Genomic DNA, 24,581 nt, shown 5'->3' with positions numbered 1-24,581 from the left:
AGACGCAAAAATAGAACTCTTTCGATAAATAGCAAAATCCAATTGCATATTTATTCAATAAGTTTGCAAGACCTTAACACACATAACCATCAGAAACCATGGATTTTATAAATCAAATTAGCCTTCGAATGGCTACAGAACAGGACGCACAAGCTATTTTGGACCTGGTAAAAGAACTAGCGGTTTATGAAAAAGCTGCCCATGAAGTAAAAACCGAAGCTTCGGATTATCAAAATGGGCTTCAAACCGGTCTGTTTCAAGTGTTACTCGCAGAACATCCGGATTTTGGAATCCTCGGAATGTGCTTATTCTTTCCCTATTTTTCAACCTGGGGTGGTAAAACAATGTATTTGGAGGACTTTATTGTTAAATCGTCTTATAGAGGATTCGGTATAGGGCGTATACTTTTTGAGGCTTTTATAGCTGAGGCTAAAGTACTGGGAGCCCGAAAATTAAAATGGCAAGTCTTGGATTGGAATGAACCCGCTAAAAATTTCTACCGTCACTACTCCACCAAATTTGTATCAGGATGGGAAAATGGGATCATCGAGTTTGAAACCCATTAAGCTGATCCTGGATAACCAGGATCAGGCTGAATTTAGGTCTGCCTGCTAAATCAACAGGAATGTAACCACGGATGGATATTTTATATATATTTGTCCGAATATATGACTACAGGCAATCATATAATCCCAGCCCTAACTGGACTGTGTTTAAGCGAAAAAAATTTTGAATCAATTTTAATATTCAATATTTTCAACGCAATTCTGATATCCTTTACCCGGATTGCCATTCGATAAAATCTAAATTTAACAAAGACCAGAGGATCCGTACATCGAACGCATGAAACGCTACAAAAAACATATTACCATTCTTTTACTTATTGTTTTGAGTATCATTTATACAACCATTCACCCTCACGCCATACAATATTTTGAATCTCGCCCTGGTGCCCTGCTCAATGATTACTTGCTTGATATTATTCCTTCTTATAATGTTGCTCTGTTTGTATTTCTAATTCAATACATCAGCATCGGAGTGTTTTTATTTTTCAATATCAGGAATTACGACACTATGGTTAATGTAATTGCTGCATTTCTGATTCTTCAGACGATTCGGCTATTCACCATTTATTTATTGCCCTTAGAACCACCTGAAGGGTATGTCCCACTAAAAGATGCGATTTTAGGTGCTGTTGTGTATTCAGGCAAAATCTATAGCAAAGATTTATTTTTTTCAGGTCATACATCCGCAATGTATATTTTATATTTCTTTGCAAAAACTCCAAATCAAAAAATATTTCATTTGTGTAGTTTAAGTTTGATTATACCTTTAATATTGATTCAACACATTCATTACACCATTGACATTTTAGGTGCTATCGTTATTTCGTATCTAGTCTGTTATTTTCTTAGGAAATTTTATTACTACACACATCCTGAGATTTATGACAAAGTGAATACTTCCAATTCGAAAGATGATGAATTACCCCCTTTGTGGAAATTTAAATTATAATTTAATACTGTTGTATATTAAAAAATGTTTCATAATTTTTCATGAGCTTTAATTCAATCAAGTTCAATAACCCAAATTATACCCGCATGATTTTATTAAAACATGATCATGTCCGCAATTAAAAATGGAATTGAACAAGAAAAATTTTATTGGTGGTCTTCCGGACTTTCAGTTGGTGAAATTTTAGAATTATTTCAATACAGAATTTTAACTCCCCGGACCCAATATCGCGACAACTTTCATTTCGAAATCAGTCCCGGTCAACTTCAAATTCATTCAGAACCCTCTGACTTTAACATTGGATTTATTGGAGACTTAATGCCAGTAAATGGTAAAAATTTTGTTTTATCTCCTGAATTAACTGAACAATTGAAGTCACTTGATTTGCTCGTAGTAAATTTTGAAGGCGTCATCACAGATTCAAAACGGTTTTTGGCGCAAGTTCATCATCCGGAAATCTTGGAGAAACTCAGAAATATTTATCAGGGACCTATTTTATTAAATGTGGCCAATAATCATTCAGGTGATTTTGGAGAAATCGGATTCTATAAACATCTGGAATATTTAAACCGGTTTAATTTTCCTGTTTTTGGATATCGTGAAAGTCCCTTTTTCGAATTAAATAATATCCGATTTTACAGCGCATCCCTTTGGTCCAATCAGGAATTTAATGTGATCAATCGTTTCTCTTACCAAATGCACGAAGAAATTAATCAGAATCTGTCAAAGCATTATTTTAATATCTTTTTACCGCATTGGGGTTATGAAATGCAACGCTACCCCATTAAGAAACATCAGGATTTTGGATATAATTTATTAAATAACTGGGATATGATTATTGGAAATCATACCCATTGTCCACAACCTGCAGAATTGCTTCCATTTGAAAATGAACAAAAATTAATTGCATTTTCCTTAGGCAATTTTTGTTATGATATTTTTAATTCCAATCAATGGCATGGAGCTTTCTTGATTGCCGGAATGTCTTTAAAACATGCTAAGCCAAAATTGGTATCTTGTAGTTATTATTACACACACCAAGAAATTCCTAAAAAAGAAATCAGAATTAAATTATGCTCCGAACTCAATTATGCTAAAAGGCGGCTCGAGATGCTTAATTATTTAAAATTTTAAGACAGGGGTTGTTGAGTGATCTTCCAATTGAATTAATGTCGCCGATCTAAAATGAATTGCACCCAAAGATTCAATTCATTTTTTTGTTGGTCGTTTATTGGTAAATCATTTAACAAGGATTGAGCCTTTACTTTATAATCCGTGATCCGCTGCTTAAGTTTCTCTTTAATTGAATATTGATCCAGCAAAGAAATAATTTCCTGCAACCGTTGGGCTGGATCTTTACCTGAAACGTATTTTTCAAGAAATTCATTTCGAACTTCATTGTTCATGGATTCGCACAATTCTAAAATTAAAGCTGATTTTTTTGCTCTCAGAATGTCTCCCCCCTTTACTTTACCAAAATCAGGGGTATCGGAATATAAATCCAACCAATCGTCTTCCAATTGAAATGCCAATCCAATTTGAATTCCAAGTGAGTAAAGTGTATTTACCAAATCCTCGCGTTTAGAAATTTTGGCGGCCAATCCAAAACAACAGGCCAATAAAACGGCTGTTTTAAGTCGGATCATCTCCAGATATTGTTCCAACGAAACATCCAGCTTGATTTCAAAACTCATATCCAGGGACTGGCCTTCACAAACTTCGCGTGCCGTATTTAAAAATAAATCCAACAAGTTGATTTGAGTATCTCCGGCTTCAGCTTTATGAATAAATGAAACACTTTCAATCAACATTAAATCCCCCGATAAAATGGCTTCATTTTGACCATATTTCACATGAACTGTATCAAAACTTCTTCTTTTGGAAGATGCATCCATAATGTCATCATGAATCAAGCTGAAATTGTGAAAAAGTTCGATGCCATAGGCAGCATCCAGTGCCCGGTGTTTATCCCCTTTTAGAATATCAACCAGATAGAGCAAGGTAATTGGCCGGAGTCGTTTACCCCCGATCGATAAGATATAAGTTACCGGGTCATATAATTCAATAGGTTGTTTGGTCCATTGAACTTTGGCCATATACATTTCAAAGGATTTGAGTAACTCGCCGATTGAAATTACATTTGTCATAATAAACTGCTCATGCTAATGATTCAAAAATATGGATTGATACTGATTATTTTCTTTGTTCAATGCAAGGTAGAAGAAAAAGCGGATAGTATTTTTTTCAACGGTAAAATTTATACTGCTGATTCTAAAGATGCAGTTGTTCAGGCCCTGGCGGTAAAAAATGGCCAAATTTTAGCCATAGGGACTGATCAAGACATTCTCAAATTTAAATCTGATAACACACAAATGAATGACTTGGATGGTCAATTTGTGATGCCCGGATTGATTGAAGGGCATGGTCATTTTTTAAGTTTAGGTAAGAGTGTGTTGAATTTAAATTTACTTCAAACAAAAAATTGGGATGAAATTACCCAAAAAGTTGCTGAAAAATTAAAAACGATTCCTCCGGGTGAATGGCTTGAGGGAATGGGCTGGCATCAGGAAAAATGGAATAAAAATCCAGGCTTAACCGTAAATGGTTACCCATTTCATGATGATCTTAGCAAAATAAGCCCTGACAATCCTGTTATTTTACAACATGCCAGTGGCCATGCATTGATCGCAAATCAAAAAGCGATGGAACTTGCTTCTATAAATTCTGAAACCAATTCACCAGCTGGGGGTCGAATTGTAAAAGATGCAAGTGGAAAACTCACCGGAGTCTTTGAAGAAAATGCCATGAATTTAATTTTCAATGCATTTCAACAATCACTTCAACAAAAAACTAAAAGCCAGCAACTGGATTTATTAAAATTACAGGCATACCATGCTAATACCTTATGCAATCAATTTGGGATTACCAGTTTTCAGGATGCAGGCAGCAGTTTGGAAGAAATTCGGGCATTGAAATCACTTTGTGATTCACAACAACTTTCTATAAGGCTTTACGTCATGTTGCTGAATGATACGGACAGCACATTGAGTGAACTCGACCAATTACCAATTCCAATGAATCAGAATCAAACTTTTAGTTGCAAAGCAGTCAAAGCCTATTTAGACGGAGCACTGGGAAGCTATGGTGCCTGGTTACTTGCTCCTTATGCTGATAAATCTGATTTTTATGGGCAAAACACCCTGCCCATTTCTAAACTTCAACAGATTGCAACAGCTTGCAAACGGAAAGGACTTCAACTTTGCGTCCATGGAATTGGGGATCGAGGAAACAGAGAAATTTTAAACGTATTTGAAAACCAATTAAAATCATCAAACTTCGATCAACGCTGGCGAATCGAGCATGCTCAACATTTGGATACATTAGACATCCCCCGTTTTAAAGCCTTGGGCGTCATTGCCTCTATGCAAGCAATTCATTGCACATCAGATGCACCTTTTGTTATCAAGCGACTTGGATTTGAAAGAGCACGACAAGGAGCTTATGCCTGGAGATCCTTGTTAAATGCGGGTGCACATTTAGCAAATGGTACAGATTGTCCGGTGGAGTCTGTAAATCCCTTTGAATGCATGTATGCAGCCATTACCAGAAAACGATTGGACAGTGGCCTGGAGTTCTTTCCCGAACAAAAAATGAGTCGAATCGAAGCCCTTAGGTCTTATACTATTTGGAATGCTTATGCAGCATTTGAAGAATCTATTAAAGGCAGTCTTGAAGTTGGAAAAATTGCTGATTTTATAATCCTGGATAGAAACTTGATGGAATGCAATGATTCTGAAGTGGCCGGATGTAAAGTGACTAAATTGATTTTTGGGGGGAAAGAACGCACAATTAACTAATCTTGAAATCTGTTAATTTACTGGACCAAAAAGGGCCTCAGGGTTATTTGTTTTTAATGAATCTGGATGGTCTGCTTACAGACAGTTTATTGCCTCATTATACAAGTTGGCAAGAGCAATTAAAAGAAATCAACATTGATTTAACACAAGCTCAGTTTTACAAATTTCAGGGACTTCGTGATTCAGAATTTTTAAATCATCTATTGAAGTTTTTAAAAATTTCGCTACCAATTTCAGATCGGGATGAACTCATACAAAAAAAGAATCAAAAATATCTACACAGCATTCGATATCTCAATGAAGATGATTTGTTGCCTGGTGTACGAAATTTTTTGGTTGGTGCTAAACGCATTCAAATACCAATTGCTATTATCTCAGAAAATGTAAATGCCCAATTTGTAATTGAACAAACTGGCTTAAAGCCCATGATTCAGCTAGTGATAGACGGAAATTATATTTCGCCTCCAAAACCTGATCCTTCTATTTATTTAACAGTAGCAGAAAGCTTTAAATATCCTGTAAAACAATGCGTTGTATTTGAAAATTCTCAACTCGGATTGGAAGCAGCTATCCGGGCTAAAATGAAAATAATTTGCATTGGTGATTTTGAAAAATTCCAGGATGCAGATCAAGTATTTCCAGATTTCAACAGGATCAAAGCATATGAAATCATCAATTGGTTTCGGATCATGTGATTGGTGGTTTTCTAAAATTCTTATAAGATCCAAGAAAAGTTAGGATTGAACAAGCTTTAGACTTTTTTACCAATGCAGATTTCTTTAAATCTAAAAAATACAATTCGATTGTACTGACTATTTTAAGCCCAGTAAAAAACCGATTGTAAAATTAGCATCCCAGTCAAAAACAAATTTCTTGCAGCCGGTTTCGTCAGCTATTGCTTTGTAAATGTTTATTCCAGCACGTTGTTTCTCTCCATTTGCTTTGTAATCAGCTGGGGCATTTAATACCGTATAACGCTCTTTTCCCGCGCGGACTTGTTTAGCCAATTCAAAGGGTATTCCACCTATTATAAAACAATAGCCTCTGTTTGCTGAAGGAATTTTTGAAATTGTTTTACGCACATCCGTATAAACCTGATCGTCAGTCAAGTTTTTTTGAAAATATTTTGACCCATGGGATTCCAAAGCTTGAATAGCAGTTCCGGTTTTCCATGAAATTTTAGTGTTACCTGAACCAATATCCACCATAAAAGATTCAGATTCAAGGCTTGCAGGCATCACACATTTCAATCCATAGGTGCCTTCCTGTTGGGGAGTCACTTCATTGACAAAATATCCTAAGGCTTTCAGTCCATTCGATATTTTTACCACATTGGGTTCAGACTTGGCTCCTGAACTCACCACAAAATGGATATCCTTACCAGGAACTCCAAAATCCAGCATGCCCCGAATATAGTTTTTAAGTCCCCCGCGTACATCATCGTCCGTTGCCATGTGTTCATGAACCAAACTGGAACCAAATTCTGATTTTTCCAACTTCCAGTTTTTATCTTTGTCAATACGTACTATAAACGAATTAAACCCGGCAGCTCCTAATTCCACTACTCCTTTTAAACTGCCATTTACAGGTTCCGGAGCTTGGTAGTCAAAAGAAGGCCTTGCCGCGGCAGCTGTATTTTCAGCCTGTTTAGATGCATTTGCATCCGGAAGCGGTGTTTCGGGAGTTGTATTCTCATTCTGTGTGGGCTCTTCAGTTGATTGAACAGTACCAAATTTCTCTTGTAATGTAGGTGCAAATTTTTGATAGGCAAAAAAAACAAGACCTAAAATCAATAACACAATGAGAATTCTAGAAAATCGGGTTAGTTGCATATTTTACTTTTTTATTTCATAACCAAACAACGAAATTAAAAGTTTCCTTTAAATTAAAATATTTATAAATTTAGACCAAGAAGTCAGAATATTCTATAAAATGGCCCTATTTTACTTAATTAATTTAAATATTTAGCTAAACATTGCAGATGCCCGACCCAATTAACAAGAAAACCTCGCTTATTTGTCTGATCATTCTGTTTTCAGCAATCTTTATATTCAGGATAAGCCATATTCATACTAAAGAAATTTCCTGGGATGTACTTGGATATTATCTCTATTTACCCGCCACTTTTATTCATCATGATCCCGGTTTACATTCAATTGAATGGTTACAAAAAATCAATGATGAACAACAATTGACGGCAACGTTTTACCAGGTCGGATCAAATTCAAAGGGAGAGCCCATGTATTTTTTCTTGATGGGAATGGCTCTTTTTTATCTTCCGTTTTTTTTCTTAGGACATGACTTGGTACAATTGACCCAGTATTTACCTGATGGCTTTAGTCCCCCTTATCAAATTGCCTTGGTTATAGGAGGTTTAGTCTATACGCTGATCGGATTAATTTTTTTACGAAAAATTTTATTGAACTATTTTTCTGAGCGCACTACAGTTTTCACAATGCTTATCATTGTCCTTGGCACGAATTACATTCACCATCTCACCATTGACAATCTTGCTACCGTGAATGTATTGTTTATGCTGATGAGTATATTAGTCTGGAATACGATTCAATTTCACAAACAAGCAAATAGCAAAAATTTAGTTTGGATTGCTACACCCATTTTTTTAATGGGTCTGGTGAAGCCAAGTGAAATAGTTGCACTTTTAATTCCATTATTTTGGAATGTGAGTTCAATTGCTGCATTTAAAGATAAAATGCGTTTGATCGTAAAATTCAAAGGCACGATTCTGCTTTGTTTACTTGGCGGGTTGCTTTTATTTTTTCCACAAATGTATTATTGGCATGAACGCACCGGCAAATGGTTGTATGATAGTTACAAAAATCCAGGAGTAGGTCTGGATTTGTTTTCACCGCATATTCTAGAAGCTTTATTTAGTTATCGGAAAGGATGGTTTATCTATACGCCGGTTATGGTTTTTTCAATCATAGGATTCTACATTTTAAAGAAACAAGACAAACCATTATTTTCAGGAATATTCATTTACTTTCTGGTAACATTTTACATCATTTGCAGTTGGTCGGAATGGTGGTATGGCGCTGCGTATTCACTAAGACCGATGATTACCAGCTATCCACTATTGGCAATATGTTTAGGTTATTTTCTGAATTTTATTTCTGAAAAGAGTAAACCAATTAAATATTCTATTTACACATGTATTTGTTTTTTAATTATTTTAAATCAATTTCAATGGTGGCAATTGCGTCATTTTATTTTAGATCCATATCGTACAACAAAGGAATATTACTGGGCAATTTTTGGAAAAACATATAAAGACCCAGCATGGGACCAATACAAATTGGTTGAACGAGATTTTTCCGGAAAATTTGAATTTAAGAACAGAGAAAATTACTTACATAAAGTATTAGCTTCCTGGGATTTTATTAATGAAAAAGAACCTCGTTTTCAAAAGGATAGCACTGGCATTGATATCTATCGCATGGTAAAAGAAGAAGAATTTTCAAAAACATTCTCCTATCGTTTTAATGAAATCACAGCTAAAGATCATGCATGGATAGAAGCAAGCATTTCCATTAGGTTTCCGGATTACTCCTTTGAGTCGAAACAAGAATCACCATTATTGGTTATGTCAATGGAACATAAACATGGAATCTATGCTTACCATGCGCTCGAGTTGAAACCCGACAGCCTGCCCATGAATTGGGTTAATTATAAAATGGTGTTTCTTACTCCGGAAATGCGATCACACAAAGATGAATTCAAGTGTTATATCTGGAATAGATCCAAGCAGCTTTTAGAAATAAGCCAATTCAAACTTGACCAATATGAACCTAAATAAACTGATCTTTCATGGATTCTTATTGTGAAAATGAATTGTTTAATTGATCTTTGCATTTTTAATGACAGAACAAGTAAAAAACGGTGCGATTAATCTGGAAGAATACTTTTCGGTTTTTCGTAATAATATAATCGGCATAGATCAATGCCTGGAGACGCCAGATGGGCAAACACATCCAATTGTATATGCTGATTGGACTGCAAGTGGACGCAGTTATCAATTGATAGAAGAACGCATCCAAAAGGAAATTATGCCTTTTGTAGCCAATACTCATACTGAAACAAGTGGTACCGGCATGGCTATGACGTTTGCCTATCATGAAGCCCATCAGATCATTAAAAAGCATGTAAATGCACATAATACAGATGTATTAATTTCATCAAATTCCGGGATGACAGGCGTTGTCAATAAATTTCAACGAATTCTCGGATTGAAGTTGCATGAACGATTTCGTTCTAAAGTGCAATTGAATGAAGAAGAGCGTCCTGTAGTATTTATCACACACATGGAACATCATTCCAATCAAACGAGTTGGCTTGAAACCATTGCAGATGTGGTTGTTATTCCGCCAGCATCGGATGGCTTGATTTCATTAGAATCTTTTGAAAATTGCATCTTACAATACATCAAAAGACCTTATAAAATAGCTGCAATCACTGCCTGTTCCAATGTAACCGGCATCATCACTCCTTTTCACGAAATAGCTAAACTGATCCATAAATATCAGGGGTTATGCTTTGTTGACTTTGCCTGTTCTGCACCATATGTTCAAATTAATATGCACCCTGAGGATCCTGCTGCCAGCTTAGATGCAATCTATTTTTCACCGCATAAATTTTTAGGAGGTCCCGGAAGTTCAGGGGTATTAGTCTTTGATAATAAATTGTATTCAAATAGTATTCCGGATGACCCAGGAGGCGGCACTGTAGATTGGACCAATCCCTGGGGAGAACATAAATTTCTTGAGAATATTGAGGAACGTGAAGATGGTGGAACCCCTGCTTTTCTCCAAACGATAAAAGCAGCCATGTGCATCTTATTGAAAGAAGAAATGAACGTTCAATTGATGTTAAAGCGAGAGGAAGAGTTGATGCAAATATTATGGAATGGATTGTCACAAATACCCAATTTACACATTTTAGCTTCCCAGCACAAACACCGTCTTGGTATCATTTCTTTTTACATAGACGACTTACATTATAATGCAGGTGTTAAATTACTAAATGATCGGTTTGGAATTCAAGCTCGTGGTGGATGTTCTTGTGCAGGAACCTACGGACATTATCTGTTAAATGTGAGCCCTGAAATTTCTCATAAAATTACAGACCGAATCAATACCGGAGATTATTCTACCAAGCCTGGATGGATCCGGATTTCGATTCATCCTTGCATGACGAATCGCGAGGCTCATTATTTAGTAAAATCCATTCAAGATCTAGCTGCCAATTTTAAAGAATGGGAGAAAGATTATGTTTTAAATTTCACCAAAGGAATTATACGTTTTAAAGATGATGAAAAAGACAGTTTGTTAAAAAGCAAAATGTACTCTATTTTACATCGTCGATTTAGTGATTTGGAATCGTAGCTTGTAATTTAGCCATCCGATATTTTAAATCCAACACAACAACACATGCAATTAATGGCCAGAAAATATTATTGGCTTTATCAGTGTCCAGAAAATTATTTAAAAAGCCGTGCACAAAATATGTTATCAATGCACACAATACCGTGCATAAAATAAATCGATCTTCTTTAGTTATTTGAGGATGATAATAAGCCTTAAATCCTATAACAAATACGCTTATAAATAAAGCCAGAAACAACAGCATCCCTATCAATCCAGATTCGGCCAAAGGTCCCAAATATTCGCTGTGAGCGTTTCCGACATCACCAAAATTGGTACTGATACTTGTGAAATTACCGGATAATTGGTAAGGTGCATATTCAAACATATAAGTTCCTGGACCAAAGCCAAAAATGGGTTTGCTTTTCCACATTTCAATGGCAGATGACCATCGGTTGATTCGCTCCAGGTTGGAAGGATCTGAACTAATATTTGAAATAGATTCAGCATTTTGAACAATGTCATCACTGCCTGCCACTTTGTTGCGTTCCATTTCCATAATTAATGGATCCAGATTAACCAATAGATAATAGAGTCCTACAGCTACTCCTGCCAATACCCATTTGAATCGAATTCTAAATAAAAAAATCAAGAACAGCAGGAGCGCCGGAACAATACTAACCCAAGCCGCTCTGGAAAAAGTTACTATCAAACCGGTAACCAAGACGACTAATACAATACCGAAAATCCATTGAAGGATGAAATTTCCTTTGTTCCATTTGATTAATCCAAAGCATAATGGAATCACCAAGGCTAAAATTGCCCCAAAGATGGTATGATCTTTAAAAAACGGCTGCATGGTCCATTGGGAAGGTTTATCTTCAAAACCATAAGTTGACAAATGAACAATATTAAATAGACTAACCAAAAACATCCCTAATACAAACAGAGATATATATTTCCGAATAGCCAAGTTGTCTTTAAAAAATACACCTGCCAAAAAGTAACATGGAATAATAAACCAAAGTTTTGCGATAATAAATTTAATGGACACTAATTTATGTACACTGGTGAAACTTGTGATTATCCACCAAATAAAAAAACAATAAATTAAAATTGTAATTGGATGTTTAAGAAAATTAACATCCACTTTATCGCTGGTAGCAAAGAGAAGAAAAAAGAAGAGCACCAGAATTAATCCTAATGGTTCAGACGGTAAAGCCAGACTGAGATGAGACCACTCAACGTCAGCAGGATTAATAGATAATGGTGTCAGAAAAGCCAAAAGAAAAAAAAGAAGATCCGGTTTTTTAATTATTAAAGGGATAAACAAAATAATTAAAGGCAATCCAAGTATAGGATAGAATTCAAAACGAAACGCAAAATAAATGGTTCCAAAAGAAAGTATGAGACTGCTGTAAAAGACAGATCTGCTATTTTCCATGTTTATGAAATTAAGCCTCGAGGTTCTTCCTGTATTGAGGCCAGCTTTGCTTGAGCAACAATAATCCAATGGAAATAAACATTGAACTAATCAGACTAACTAAAACAACTAGCCAACGTACAGGGTATGATTTTCGTTCAGCAGGTTCTGCAGCATCGACTACAAATTTTTGAGAAAACTGGATTTCTCCATCTGCTTTTGTTTGAACTAAATATTTATTAATTAACATGATGTTTTCAATTTCGCGATCAAATATTCGCTCCACTTTATCAAATTCTTCCCCGTATTTGATATTTGAATCGACCAGTGTTTTTAATTGATTTCGCTCGGCTCCAACTGCCTGTGCATACGCTTCTAATAAATAACCCCTTTGAAATTGACTCATGATACCTTTATTGGTCAGGATATCCATTTCTAATTTAAGGCTGTCAATTAATTTTTGCTGTATTGTGTGTTGGCGTTCTAAATTAGTAACCAATTCATTAGCACGAAGCTGAACCATTTCATATTTTAAAGTATCAAGGTAAGATGCTATTGCATTGGCCATATCAGAAGCCATTTTAGGATCTTTGTCCTTTACTGTAATTTGTATTGAGTTAAATTTAGTTCGCTTTATGTCTACATTTCCTTCATAGGTTTTAAATACAAAAAACTTAGCTGCAGGATCGGTTCGTTTGATTTTGTAATGTGTATATAAGTCAAATTTATTTACGACTCGTTCCATTAAACTCGTAGAGTTTAGCACCTCAAGAGCTTGTTCGGCCTCCCCTGTTTCTCCAAAATCACTGATATTTCCTCTTCTAAATGAAGTTTCATTTACTGGAACCTGGGCAAGTTTTACTGGAAAAATAGTAGTTGTTGATTTATAAAATACTGGAAGAACCAATGCAATACATGCTGAACCTATTACTGTCAATATACCTATGATAAATAACAGCCGGAAATTTTTCCAAATCAATTTAAAAAGTTCATTAAAACTTAATACCTCCATGTTTCGTCGTTTTGTGTATGCTGATATTACGAAAAAAGCACCATATTATTGGGTAAAATTCAAAAAACATGCGAATATACTCATGAAAAAGGCTTTCAAATGGTAATTTTCAGCAATGCTTATAATTTCAATCTAAGAAAAAGCTGTTTGAGTTCTTGATGATCCATCGTTTCAGATTCACGCCCAGCCATGTGTGATTCTATGTATTTAATCCGATCCTCAGTAACGGGATGGGTACTTAAAAATGCAGGTACCGATAAACCTTTGTTTCCTATATTTAAAAACACTTTAAACAAATCAAGCATTCCTGTCAATCCTATTTTGCGATCTAATAGGATCGAAACCGCATATTGATCTGCTTCATGTTCAAATTTTCTAGAGTAACTTAAATTTTGTATTGAATTAGCATTTTCCAGAATGACTCCAGCCAAACCGGTTAAATCTCCAAAGACCGCTGCCAAAATCAAATAAGAAGATGCGGATCTAAAGATTGTTTTCAAACTGTGCTTTCTTTCAATATGTGTAAATTCATGTGCAAGCAAACCTGCAAGACTTTCGTAATTGTTTAATTTATCTATCAATCCTTTATAAACCACGATGTGACCTCCAGGAATGGCAAATGCATTCAGAATTGTATCTTCAGAAAAATGAATGCGAATAGGATACGCTGAGGTCACATTCATTAGTTTGAAAAACGAATCCAACTGCATTGATTTTAGTTTATTTTCTTTATCCGCAGTCATAAACTGCGAAAACATTTTGTCACCCAATTCAACTTCCCATTTAATCGGAATTGTTTTTGTTAATCCGTCTGAAACTTTCGGTGCTATCAATAAATAGAGGCCTAAAATCCCGATGACCAATATGGCTATTCCCCCTAAAATTAATCCAAATGCATTTTTGTTGATCCAGTCATCTTTTTTTATCCATTTATGATAAGGATATTTATTTTGCAGGAAGTCCAATATTTCTGTTGAATCGAATTCTAAATATTCAAAAGGAGGTTTGACTCCATGCGACAGGATTAATTTCATACCAGAATAATTGGAGTCAGGCTTTATTTGATTTATAGGCCATTCAACCGATTGAATCTGGTTGTTTTTTTGAATTATAATTTTAAACGAATCCGGTTCGAAATTAACTTCAACCGGTACAGGACTTGGCTTTATACCAGAATAATAAAAAGCATTTTTCATCACATTTCTAAATCTAACAGGATGGGTGTAATCTGTTGTTGCATCATACAATTAAAGTGATTTTTAGGACATTTAGGAAAACCTAACTTCGAACAGGGTCGACACGCTAAATTCAATACTTCATGGTTGCGGTGTATTCCTGGTTTTGTTCCGTAATACGGAGACATGCCGAATTGAGGAATGGTATTTCCCCAAAACACGTGCATTGGTTTCTTTAAGGCCGCGGTTATATGCATCATTCCAGTATCAGGAGTAATTACCATCATTGCACTTTCAATAATTTTAGCTGACTGGTCTATTGAAAATTGGCCTGCACAATTTATGAATCTACCCGGAAATTCCAATTCCAATTGCTTCCCTGATAATAATTCGTTTTTTCCACCAATTAATACAATTGGAAACTTTACGCTACCCATTAATTCTCGCCACTTTTCTAAAGGAATTTGCTTAGTAAAATGCGCAGCACCTAAAACACCTACTATAAATTTTGGAGGCAAGCCTTCAATAATCGCCTCCTGGTTAATATTCTTGTTAAAAAAATAATCAAGTCCCTTTCCATCATTTTTAACATGCAGTGCCCTTAATCCTTCAAAATAACGATCTACTAAATGCTTATCAGGCATTAAGTTGATTTTAAATGCACACATAATCCATTTCCAGATATTAATTTTATTAAAACTATAAGTGGGTTTGTGTAGTAAAATTCTCAACAGAAAAGATCTGGTATTTTTGTGCAGATCGATTACCAGGTCGAAGGACTCGGATTTTAGCTCATCCAGGCATTCAAAAATTGACTTGTCAAAACTCCAATGTTTATCAATGTAAGGATTACTAACTAATACCGATTTAAATCCCGCTTTCGTGATTAGATGTATTTCTGAATCCAATTGCATTTTTAGACAACGAACAATTGGTGTAATTAGAATCAGGTCCCCAATGGAACTAAAGCGGATAATCAAGATCTTCCGTTTCAACTATTAAACTGTTCTAATTTGCTTAATTAAACTATTTAAAACTAAATCAATTACCAGATTTAATCAAGCTCAATCCAGCAAATCCATTTTTAGTAGTCAAACTCAAGAAATAAACACCTGAAGTTAAATCATCCGTATTCATAACAAATTGATTTGAACCAGATATCATACTATAATTCTGATTTTTAACAATTTCACCTGCGGCATTCACAATTTTAGCATTTACATCCAATGCTTCTTTTGACTCTAAATTGATTACGATGTGATCGACAAATGGATTTGGAGAAACGGAGACAGCAGTTAAACCAGGCAATGAAACCGTTTTTACCAGACTTCTTTTTCCATCAGCAAACCAACTGCCGTAGCGGGCACCATTTACAAAAAGCAACTCATTTCCATTGGATGCAATTTTACTTTTTGCCAGTGGTTTGTATTTTAGTGAAATATCACCTGAAGTATTTACTCCATCGTATAATAAAAAATCATCATTCACTGAATAACTTGCAAAACCAAGATCATCTCTATTAATTGCTATCTCACCAACATCTCCTGTTTCTACATTCGCACCCAAAAGTGAATAGGTATTAAAAGACGATTGGGCTTCAACATAATCAAACGCTATGATATAAGGTGAATTTTTTGAAAATACCGGATTTCCTATACTTACATTTTCCGGGATGTCACCAAACAATTTTTCTATGTGACCGTCCCCTACTGCTTTAGTTTGCAAATCAAACACTCTAACAAAGCCAATATCCCAATATTCATAGGGAGTTGAGGTGCCGTTATCAAATTCACTTAAACAGTCGTACATAAGATATTGACCAGAATGTTCAAAGTCTAAAAAGTCTGCATACTTTACATTGGATGTATTTACACCGGATCCTGTTGTAGGATTATTAAGTGTGAATGTGTTCCATTTTTGATTTGCAAACTGGTAAACATGAATTTTATTTTCTGCTTGTTCGTATAAAACGGCAAGAAAAGAACCATCTTTAGAAATACAAGCATTTCGATAAATAGGATCGCTGTCGAGAATAAATTCCTGATAAAGCTTGGTACTCGTATTATAAAAGAGTCCATATAATTTTGAATCATCTCCAACATAGTAAATTTCTGAACCATCATCAGAAACGCTTGGTTTGCTTTTAACTGCATTTTGGCTTAATTGCGTAATTGCACCTGAACTCAGATTGATTAAATAAACACCATCAAAATTATCATCCGTGCACACAACGAATTCTTTACCAGGATTAACAGGTAAATCTTTTTGATAATTAGTACCACCACCTCCCGGAGTGCCGCTGGAACCAATTCCTACCATATCAAAAGCTTTTTTAGCCGCATTGTGCACTGCAGAATTATTTCCATGCAAATCAATGCATGCTTGCTCGACAGCTGGACGTAATTCTTTAAATTTAGAAGAACGGGTTAAATATTGACTAAGGGCTTTGTAGTATACTTTTTCAGCAACTCCTTTTGCTGCTGCTTCATTAGATGTTTTTGCCATCTCTTGAACAAATAAATAAAATGCATAATTTGGAATGCCACTATTAATATGCACACCACCATTATCTGCGGTGCCTTTGTATTGTTCATTAACATGTCTGGGTTGCCATCTTCCAAAGTCATTTGTTTGCGCACCGTTGTGAGGGTCACTCATATTGCGAAGTGCACCAGATGGGAACTCACCTAATCGAACCACGTCTTCGCCAACTTTCCAATCATCCCGATCGATTAAAACGCCAAATACATCTGCAAAAGATTCATTGATTGCACCGGATTCCCCTTCGTAGTCCAAATTGGCAGTACTTTCAATAACACCATGTGACATTTCGTGCCCTGCAACATCCAAACCTCTCGCTAAAGGCATAAATGATTGTGCTCCATTGCCATAAAACATAGCTTGTCCATTCCAAAAAGCATTGTCTAACCCTCCGCCACTTTCATCATTAACATTAACAACTGAAATAATAGATCCTCCGATTCCATTGATTGAATTTCGCGCATGGGTATTGGTATAATATTCAAAAGCAATCCCTGCATTGTAATGAGCAGAAACTGCATTTTTGGCCCAGGTATTTGTGGTTGATTTGATTTGATCAACTTTAAGATTGTTTGGATTGGTACTCTTTGCATCTAAGGTCCAAATTGCACCAATCGGATTGTCTAATTTAAAAGAACCAGGTTTAAACATTGGCCTGGAGCCGTCGATCAAATAAACAGTTGAATTGTCTCTCCAAACATTTAAGCTTCGGGTTACATCCATCAAATCTTTGGCAGTTGTCACTTCTGCTCCCTGAGGCGGAACTGAATTCAATGGTGTTTCATGTTTGTGTTCTTTATCAGCATGTGCCAACAAACAATGTTTTTGGTAATATTTTACAACTTTTCCAGACACTGCATCTGTTAATACAGTGTATCGAGTCATTGCAGTCGGATATACATCCAACTCATAAACCAAATGCCATTCGCTTTTTGCTGGATTAAACCAATATACCAATCTGGATTGTTGCAGACCCAATTTAATAAAAGCAGGATGCTCAACGTTATCGGCGGCAAAGTGAATTCCAGTTTTTTCAAGTTCAATCTGAGCTTGATTGTATGCTTCTTTTGAATCAATTTTAGCTTCAAAATATTGATCCGGTAAATGAACTACTCCGTGTGCCATAACTTTTTGGTCAGGATAAATATGTACGAAATACTCCCCATTAAAAACAGGTATCCCTTCGAAAGTTTGGTCATACTTAATATGAATAATGCCCTGATTATCTTTTTCTTCACTGCGCAGCGTAAAGGCTGTACCGGCATAATCCGGCAAACTTAAACTTTTAGGAAGTTGTTCCGCCCAGTATTGTGCATCAGGCATTTGGATCTGAGGATGCTTATTGCTTGTAATAAAACGAATGGGAATTCCTTCCTCGTTCATTTGAATTACCTGCATTGCAGTTTTACCGGTTTGCAATTGTTGCCCTTGCATTGATCTATAAGATGGATTGATTACTGGAACAATTGAAGATTCAAGTTTTGGCAAAAATCCTGATGGCTTTGTCAAAATTTTATTTTCAATTTTAGCCCCACTGCTTATAGTAAATTGATGTGGTTTTTTAAAGGCCTGCGCTGAAACCAGTTGCAGTATAAGTATACTTAGCAATATACTAAAGGTAAATTTTTTCATGAATTCAATTTTTGAATTAGGTGAAGGGCGTGATTGTAAAATAGATTAAGATTATTATTAACATCCGGTGAATTGCTATCCCAACTCATCCGGTGCATTTTGGTTCCCAGTTTGTATTCAATAAATTTATACATATTTCCAGGATGATTCCAGTCCAACTGATCCAATTGCAAAACTTGGATATTTCGGGTTAATTGATTGATATCTGCTTTTTTCAAACTCCCAATTTGGGCTCCACCCTGATCTACAGGACCTTTCAGGTTAATGGTGTAAACCGTTTCAATCCCGGCAAAACCACCCCCATTTCCAATCCGGATGTACTCTGGATTGGGATCTTGCTTCGTAGAACTGCACGATGACCCTAGCAGGATAATTGATAACAAGCTGATAATGTATACTTTAGCAAAAATCATTGTAATTAGATTGTCTTAAATTCTCGTTAAATGCTTAAACAAAGAACTAAATATAAATGTAGGACGTTTTATCTTTGTAAAACAATTAAAAAACAGTTAAAAATATGAAAAATCTATTTCTTTTATTAGGATTCGCCTTCTTAATTTCAGCGGGAACAGCTTCTGCACAAACGTGTTCTCATGGTGCTAAATCTGCTGAGGCAAAATCTTGTGCTAAACCTAGCGAAACTGCAATGAAAGCTGCAGCGAAAGATCCAAATATTGAAACAAAAGTATGTGAAAACGGAAGTGTTTGTTTCTTTAAAGTAGCTAAAGATGCTTCTGGCGTAGCTATGAAAACACCTGTTCGTTTTGATGATGCAACAGCTAGTTTCGTAAATATTCCAAGTTCTGAAGCTTCTGCAACAGGTGCAACTGGAAAATCTTGTTCACCATCAAAAGCATGTTGTGCAAAAGGTTCTGCAAACGGAAAAGCATGTTGTAAATCAAAATCTACAGCTGCAGCTCAAACTGAAAATGTAGCACCAGCTCCTCAGACTAAATCTGAATAATTTTCAATTCAATTAATAAAAAAGGCTTTCCTTTCCGGAAAGCCTTTTTTATTTTGTGTCCTATGCATCGAATTTCATATAGTTTTGTTCTGTTTCTGTTTCTTTTGGTTAAACTTTCAGGCCAAATGCACCATCAATTGCATACAGATTGGTTTTTTAGTCCTGCGGACAGCATTCAATGGCTTCCTTGTAACATTCCCGGCAATAGTTTTACAGCCCTTCTTGAAAATTCAAAAATTCCAGATCCTTACTACTCTCAAAATGAAGCAAGCGTTCAATGGGTAAGTCAGAAAGAATGGTTGTTTAAATCCTTGATTCAAATTGAACCAGCGTTTTTATTAAATGAACATATTTATTTGAATTGCCCCGGTCTGGATACCTATTGCAAAGTTTATCTTAACGATGAGTTTATTGGGAATGCTGAAAATGCATTCAGAACCTGGAACTTCGATATAAAATCCGCTTTAAAAGCTGGAACCAATGAATTATTAATTAAATTCCAATCAGCAAGCCAACTTGCCGATTCAATGTATCGTCAGCTTGAAACAAAATTACCTGGAGAAAAGCGTGTCATGGTACGAAAACCTCAATACCAATTTGGTTGGGATTTTGGACCGACATTAGAAAGTTCAGGAATAACAAAGCCAATTTCAATAATTGCCTGGAATGAGTATCTGTTGGAACATGTTTCCTTGCACACCAAAGAAATCGGTTCAGATTATGCGGAATTAAAGCTAGAAATGGATTTTAATTCTGACATAGATAAACTTCAAAGCTTCGAATTAGAAATTGGAAATCAACTTTTTAACTTTGATTGTTCTTCTCAATTTGGGCAAAATCATTGCACACAAAACCTGATCATAAATAATCCACAATTATGGTGGCCTAATGGTCATGGAAATCAAACACTTTATTCGTGTAAATTATCGATTCTTGAAGGGGGGCAAAAACGCTTGTTGAAGGAATGGAAAACAGGCATTCGTACAATTACATTAACAAACGAAGCAGATCAATTCGGATCTTCTTTTTATTTTTTAGTAAATGGCAAAAGAATCTTTTGTAAAGGTGCTAATTACATACCTCAAGATATTCTGTTTTTAAAAAGTGATGACCCCTTACGCATTCTAGATCAAGCAGTTGATTGTAATTTCAATATGTTGCGGATTTGGGGTGGCGGCACTTATGAATCTGAAGCGTTTTACGAAGCATGCGATGAAAAAGGGATAATGATCTGGCAAGATTTTATGTTTGCCTGTGGGATGTATCCGGGAGATTCGTCTTATTTAACCAACGTTGCACTAGAAGCAGAAGAACAAGTAAAACGACTTAGCAGTCATGCTTGCATTGCTTTGTGGTGTGGTAATAACGAAAATAATGAAGGATGGAATCGATGGGGATGGCAGCTGTTAATTTCGCCCACTAATCAAGATCGCATTTGGAATGATTATCAAGTTTTATTTAATAAAATTTTACCTGAAGCTGTAAAAAAGCACAGCAACTTCACTTCTTATTGGGAGTCATCGCCATTATATGGAAGAGGAGATAAACGATTTACGAATTATGGAGATGCCCATGATTGGGGCCTTTGGCATGATGAAATGCCTTTTGAAGAATTAGAAGAACGAGTCCCAAGATTTATGAGTGAATTTGGTTTTCAATCACTCCCTTCCCTGGTTACATTAAAAACAATTGCAGATGATAGCGATTTGCAATTAGAATCAAAAAGCATTTTAAACCATCAAAAACATCCAAGAGGAAATAAACTTATCCGAAAATACATCTCACGAGATTTTCCAGAACCAAAAAATTTTGAAGAATTAATTTATCTCAATCAAATTTGCCAGGCTGAGGGTATTTGCAAAATTATTAGAAAACATCGGCTTTCAAAACCATATTGTATGGGAACTTTGTATTGGCAATTTAATGATTGCTGGCCAGGAATTTCATGGTCAGGAATCGATTATACAGGTCGATATAAAGCATTACAACACCTGGTTAAAAAAACTTTTGAACCCTTACTGTTTGTTGCAGCACCCAACGAAAATGGTGTTTCAATTCATGCATTGTCTGATTTAGTTGAAAATGAATCTTTTGAATTAGATATTCATCTCCAGGATTTTTCAGGTAATTTTATATTTTATGATCATTGGGAAGGACTTATAATTAAAGATAGTTCGCAATTAGTCTTAACCATACCACTCGATTTAAAAAAACTTGAATTTACCAAGGATTACTACCTTTTATTAAAATGGAAAAATAAAACGCAAAGTGGAAGCAGTACCTGCTTTTTTGATAAATATAAAGATTTAAATTTATTGGAGCCTACTGTTCAAATATTGGATTTTGAAAAAACTAACCAGGGTTATCGCTTCAATATACGTGCTAAAAATTTTGCAAAAAGCATCTATTTAGTTGAGACAGAATCGACACAGTTCTTCCCTAACTATTTTGATTTAAACCCTAATGAACTATTAAATATTGAATGCATTAGTAAGGATCCTAAATTAGAAAGTCAGGATATTCAATTTTTTTCATTGTACAATTTACTCCGGAACTAATTTGAAATTTATGGAAATGAATGTATTAAAAGAAGGTATTCCAAACGTTTTGCCGGATCATCCTGGATACGATCAATCGGTACCGCATGCTCCAAAGCGGAACATCGAACAAACTTTAAGACAAGACGAAAAACAACTTGCTGTCAGAAACGCACTTCGCTATTTCCCCCATAGTTTTCATGAGATTTTAGCCCGTGAATTTGCTGAAGAACTTAAAAATTATGGTCGTATTTACATGTATCGATTTAGGCCAAAATATCCGATGTATGCACGATCCATCTCAGAATATCCAGCGAAATCCAGTCAGGCTGCTGCAATTATGTTGATGATCCAAAATAATTTAGATCCTAAAGTTGCAAAATATCCACACGAACTTATAACCTATGGTGGAAATGGTTCTGTTTTTCAAAATTGGGCTCAATATAAATTGACCATGTTTTATTTAAGTCAAATGACAGACTTTCAAACATTGGTTTTATATTCGGGGCATCCGCTTGGATTATTTCCATCACATCCTGATGCACCTCGTGTTGTTATTACGAATGGTATGATGATTCCAAATTATAGCAAAAAAGAAGATTGGAATAAATACAATGCTTTGGGTGTAACTCAATACGGCCAAATGACTGCCGGTTCATTTATGTACATTGGACCACAAGGGATAGTGCATGGTACCACGATTACTTTATTAAATGCAGCAAGACGATTTCAACCAAATTTGAATAATTTAAACGGACAATTGTTTATCACCTCTGGTCTTGGAGGTATGTCAGGTGCACAATCTTTAGCAGCTGTGATAACCGGTGCATGTTGTTTGCTGGCTGAAGTCGACCCAGATGCTATAAAACAACGAGTGGAAGATGGATACATTGAACCAAACAATATTTATAATTCCTTGCCTCAACTTTTTGAAGCAGCCAAAAATTATAAAAATCAAGAAAAAGGCATTGCTTTGGTGTATGCCGGAAATATTGTTGATTTATGGGAGTATACTGTCCAACACAACATAAAGGTACATTTAGGCTCTGATCAAACATCTTTACATAATATAGATGATCTTGGTTATTGCCCGGTTGGTTACCGTTTTGATGAAGCTAAAAATTTATTACTTCAAGATAAACCCGCATTTTTAAAGGCAGTTCAATCCAGTTTGCGCAGGCAGGTTGAAGCCATCAACACCCTTAGTGAAAGAGGGATGTATTTTTGGGACTATGGAAATGCCTTTTTAAAAGAAGCGGGAGCAGCCGGAGCGAAGGTATGGAAGGACGAAGCGCATCTTCAATACCGATATCCCTCCTACGTAGAAGATATCATGGGACCCTTGTGTTTTGATTATGGATTTGGGCCTTTCAGGTGGGTATGTTGTTCGGGAACTCTGGAGGATTTACAGAAAACAGATAAAATTGCAGAACAGGTAATTATTCAGCTTATAGAAGTGTTGGAAGGAAATCCAAAGCTTCAATACCTGGACAATTTGAAGTGGATTCGAAATGCAGGGTCCAATTTACCGGTTGTTGGAAGTAAATCGAGAATACTTTATGCAGATGCTCAAGGGCGTATTGCAATTGCCAAAGCGTTTAACAAAGCCATCGCAGAAGGCGCTTTGAAAGGAGCTGTAGTTTTAGGACGAGATCATCATGATGTTTCGGGAACGGATTCCCCGTTTAGAGAGACTTCCAATATTTACGACGGCTCGAAATTTACAGCAGATATGGCCATTCATAATGTAATTGGCGATAGTTTCAGAGGAGCTACCTGGGTATCAATCCATAATGGAGGCGGTGTTGGTTGGGGCGAGGTGATCAATGGGGGATTTGGGATGGTTTTAGATGGGAGTAAATCTTGTGATGACAAAATTCAGAATATGTTACACTGGGATGTAAATAATGGAGTTGCAAGGCGTGCCTGGGCTAGAAATGAAGGAGCTTTAGAAGCAATCCAGACCGCTATGGAACAAGAGCCCTTGCTGCAAGTCTGCCTTCCGAATGCAGTTAAAGACAGCCACTTAGAAAATTTATTTTAATTTAGCTTAATATTCTACAAACTTTAATATCTTTCGTGCCTTAAAACTCAAAATGTATGATGAATGAAACGGTCCAGGAAATTATGGTTCGGGACGTAATATGTGTAAGTCCAACAGACACACTTCAGAAGGTCAAAGAATTACTAATCAACAATCGGATTCACCACGTTCCTGTGGTCGAAAATGACATGAAGTTGGTTGGGATTATTACCACGTATGACCTTTTTAAATTAGCTGTGGATCATAAGGATTATCCAACCACAAAAGTTGGAAATGTGATGACTAAGATACTGGCAACCATTGAACCTATTGATAAAGTAGGGACTGCTGCAGAGGTATTTATGGAGCATTTATTTCACGCATTGCCTGTTGTAGATAATGGAAAACTGGTAGGCATCGTGACTTCTTTTGATGTATTGCGCTACGAATACAACAGAGAATATCCAAAGAGATTTTAATTTGCATTTATAGTAAGAAGCCTGAATTTAAATTTAGGCTTC

At 35.8% G+C, this 24,581-nt stretch carries 19 protein-coding genes; 11 read left to right on the top strand and 8 right to left on the bottom strand.

Going from position 1 to position 24,581, the window contains the following annotated elements:
* Window positions 1-128: 128 nt before the first annotated feature.
* The 3 genes from IPJ80_10845 to IPJ80_10835 all read left to right on the top strand — a co-directional run bounded on the left by IPJ80_10845 (window position 129) and on the right by IPJ80_10835 (window position 2,649).
* Entirely contained in the window at window positions 129-566 is a 438-nt protein-coding gene (locus tag IPJ80_10845; GenBank protein MBK7913984.1) for a GNAT family N-acetyltransferase, read from the top strand.
* 277 nt (window positions 567-843) lie between these two features.
* Window positions 844-1,515, top strand: a complete 672-nt coding sequence (locus IPJ80_10840; protein MBK7913983.1) for a hypothetical protein — start codon at window positions 844-846, stop codon at window positions 1,513-1,515.
* 108 nt (window positions 1,516-1,623) lie between these two features.
* On the top strand, window positions 1,624-2,649 hold the full coding sequence (locus IPJ80_10835; protein MBK7913982.1) for a CapA family protein: 1,026 nt from the start codon (window positions 1,624-1,626) through the stop codon (window positions 2,647-2,649).
* A gap of 32 nt (window positions 2,650-2,681) precedes the next feature.
* Here the strand turns inward: IPJ80_10835 and IPJ80_10830 are convergent, their stop codons facing one another.
* Window positions 2,682-3,662 carry a polyprenyl synthetase family protein gene (locus IPJ80_10830; GenBank protein ID MBK7913981.1) on the bottom strand — a complete coding sequence of 327 codons (981 nt, stop codon included), beginning with the start codon at window positions 3,660-3,662 and terminating at the stop codon, window positions 2,682-2,684.
* 12 nt (window positions 3,663-3,674) lie between these two features.
* Between IPJ80_10830 and IPJ80_10825 the strand changes: the two genes are divergently transcribed.
* Both IPJ80_10825 and IPJ80_10820 read left to right on the top strand, forming a co-directional pair.
* On the top strand, window positions 3,675-5,372 hold the full coding sequence (locus IPJ80_10825) for an amidohydrolase (protein ID MBK7913980.1): 1,698 nt from the start codon (window positions 3,675-3,677) through the stop codon (window positions 5,370-5,372).
* A gap of 2 nt (window positions 5,373-5,374) precedes the next feature.
* Complete coding sequence (locus tag IPJ80_10820) at window positions 5,375-6,067, top strand: HAD-IA family hydrolase (protein ID MBK7913979.1); 693 nt, start codon at window positions 5,375-5,377, stop codon at window positions 6,065-6,067.
* 117 nt (window positions 6,068-6,184) lie between these two features.
* Here IPJ80_10820 and IPJ80_10815 read toward each other — a convergent pair whose 3' ends face one another.
* A complete protein-coding gene (locus IPJ80_10815) occupies window positions 6,185-7,204 on the bottom strand; it encodes a hypothetical protein (GenBank protein ID MBK7913978.1) in 1,020 nt (339 codons plus the stop codon).
* 149 nt (window positions 7,205-7,353) lie between these two features.
* Between IPJ80_10815 and IPJ80_10810 the strand changes: the two genes are divergently transcribed.
* A complete protein-coding gene (locus tag IPJ80_10810) occupies window positions 7,354-9,189 on the top strand; it encodes a hypothetical protein (protein MBK7913977.1) in 1,836 nt (611 codons plus the stop codon).
* 61 nt (window positions 9,190-9,250) lie between these two features.
* Window positions 9,251-10,774, top strand: coding sequence for an aminotransferase class V-fold PLP-dependent enzyme (locus IPJ80_10805; protein MBK7913976.1), 1,524 nt, complete (start codon window positions 9,251-9,253; stop codon window positions 10,772-10,774).
* On the opposite strand, the gene IPJ80_10800 is transcribed toward IPJ80_10805, so the two are convergent.
* The 6 genes from IPJ80_10800 to IPJ80_10775 form a co-directional block, all read right to left on the bottom strand.
* A complete protein-coding gene (locus tag IPJ80_10800; GenBank protein MBK7913975.1) occupies window positions 10,755-12,197 on the bottom strand; it encodes an O-antigen ligase family protein in 1,443 nt (480 codons plus the stop codon). The two genes, IPJ80_10805 and IPJ80_10800, sit on opposite strands and share 20 nt — an antisense overlap.
* Before the next feature lie 10 nt (window positions 12,198-12,207).
* Window positions 12,208-13,188, bottom strand: a complete 981-nt coding sequence (locus IPJ80_10795) for a hypothetical protein (GenBank protein MBK7913974.1) — start codon at window positions 13,186-13,188, stop codon at window positions 12,208-12,210.
* A 119-nt stretch (window positions 13,189-13,307) separates the two neighbouring features.
* The gene (locus IPJ80_10790; protein ID MBK7913973.1) at window positions 13,308-14,435 is read right to left on the bottom strand and encodes a M48 family metallopeptidase; all 1,128 of its coding nucleotides are present in this window, start codon (window positions 14,433-14,435) and stop codon (window positions 13,308-13,310) included.
* Window positions 14,384-15,358 (bottom strand): glycosyltransferase family 9 protein, encoded by a 975-nt coding sequence (locus IPJ80_10785; GenBank protein ID MBK7913972.1) that lies wholly within the window; start codon window positions 15,356-15,358, stop codon window positions 14,384-14,386. Before IPJ80_10785 ends, IPJ80_10790 begins: the two co-directional genes overlap by 52 nt.
* Before the next feature lie 46 nt (window positions 15,359-15,404).
* Window positions 15,405-18,536 (bottom strand): M4 family metallopeptidase, encoded by a 3,132-nt coding sequence (locus IPJ80_10780; protein MBK7913971.1) that lies wholly within the window; start codon window positions 18,534-18,536, stop codon window positions 15,405-15,407.
* A complete protein-coding gene (locus tag IPJ80_10775; protein ID MBK7913970.1) occupies window positions 18,533-18,949 on the bottom strand; it encodes a hypothetical protein in 417 nt (138 codons plus the stop codon). Before IPJ80_10775 ends, IPJ80_10780 begins: the two co-directional genes overlap by 4 nt.
* A 104-nt stretch (window positions 18,950-19,053) precedes the next feature.
* Here IPJ80_10775 and IPJ80_10770 point away from each other — a divergent pair, with 104 nt between their 5' ends.
* The 4 genes from IPJ80_10770 (at window position 19,054) to IPJ80_10755 (ending at window position 24,539) form a co-directional block, all read left to right on the top strand.
* Window positions 19,054-19,500 carry a hypothetical protein gene (locus tag IPJ80_10770; protein MBK7913969.1) on the top strand — a complete coding sequence of 149 codons (447 nt, stop codon included), beginning with the start codon at window positions 19,054-19,056 and terminating at the stop codon, window positions 19,498-19,500.
* A gap of 62 nt (window positions 19,501-19,562) precedes the next feature.
* The gene (locus IPJ80_10765) at window positions 19,563-22,058 is read left to right on the top strand and encodes a glycoside hydrolase family 2 protein (GenBank protein MBK7913968.1); all 2,496 of its coding nucleotides are present in this window, start codon (window positions 19,563-19,565) and stop codon (window positions 22,056-22,058) included.
* A gap of 10 nt (window positions 22,059-22,068) precedes the next feature.
* Window positions 22,069-24,081, top strand: a complete 2,013-nt coding sequence (locus tag IPJ80_10760; GenBank protein ID MBK7913967.1) for a urocanate hydratase — start codon at window positions 22,069-22,071, stop codon at window positions 24,079-24,081.
* 56 nt (window positions 24,082-24,137) lie between these two features.
* Window positions 24,138-24,539, top strand: a complete 402-nt coding sequence (locus tag IPJ80_10755) for a CBS domain-containing protein (GenBank protein ID MBK7913966.1) — start codon at window positions 24,138-24,140, stop codon at window positions 24,537-24,539.
* Window positions 24,540-24,581 lie beyond the last annotated feature (42 nt).

The sequence above is a fragment of the Saprospiraceae bacterium genome, from assembly GCA_016714025.1.
In the GTDB taxonomy this organism is placed as follows: domain Bacteria; phylum Bacteroidota; class Bacteroidia; order Chitinophagales; family Saprospiraceae; genus Vicinibacter.
The sequence above is the reverse complement of the archived record's forward strand: the minus strand, read 5'-3'. Positions and strand labels throughout refer to the sequence as shown.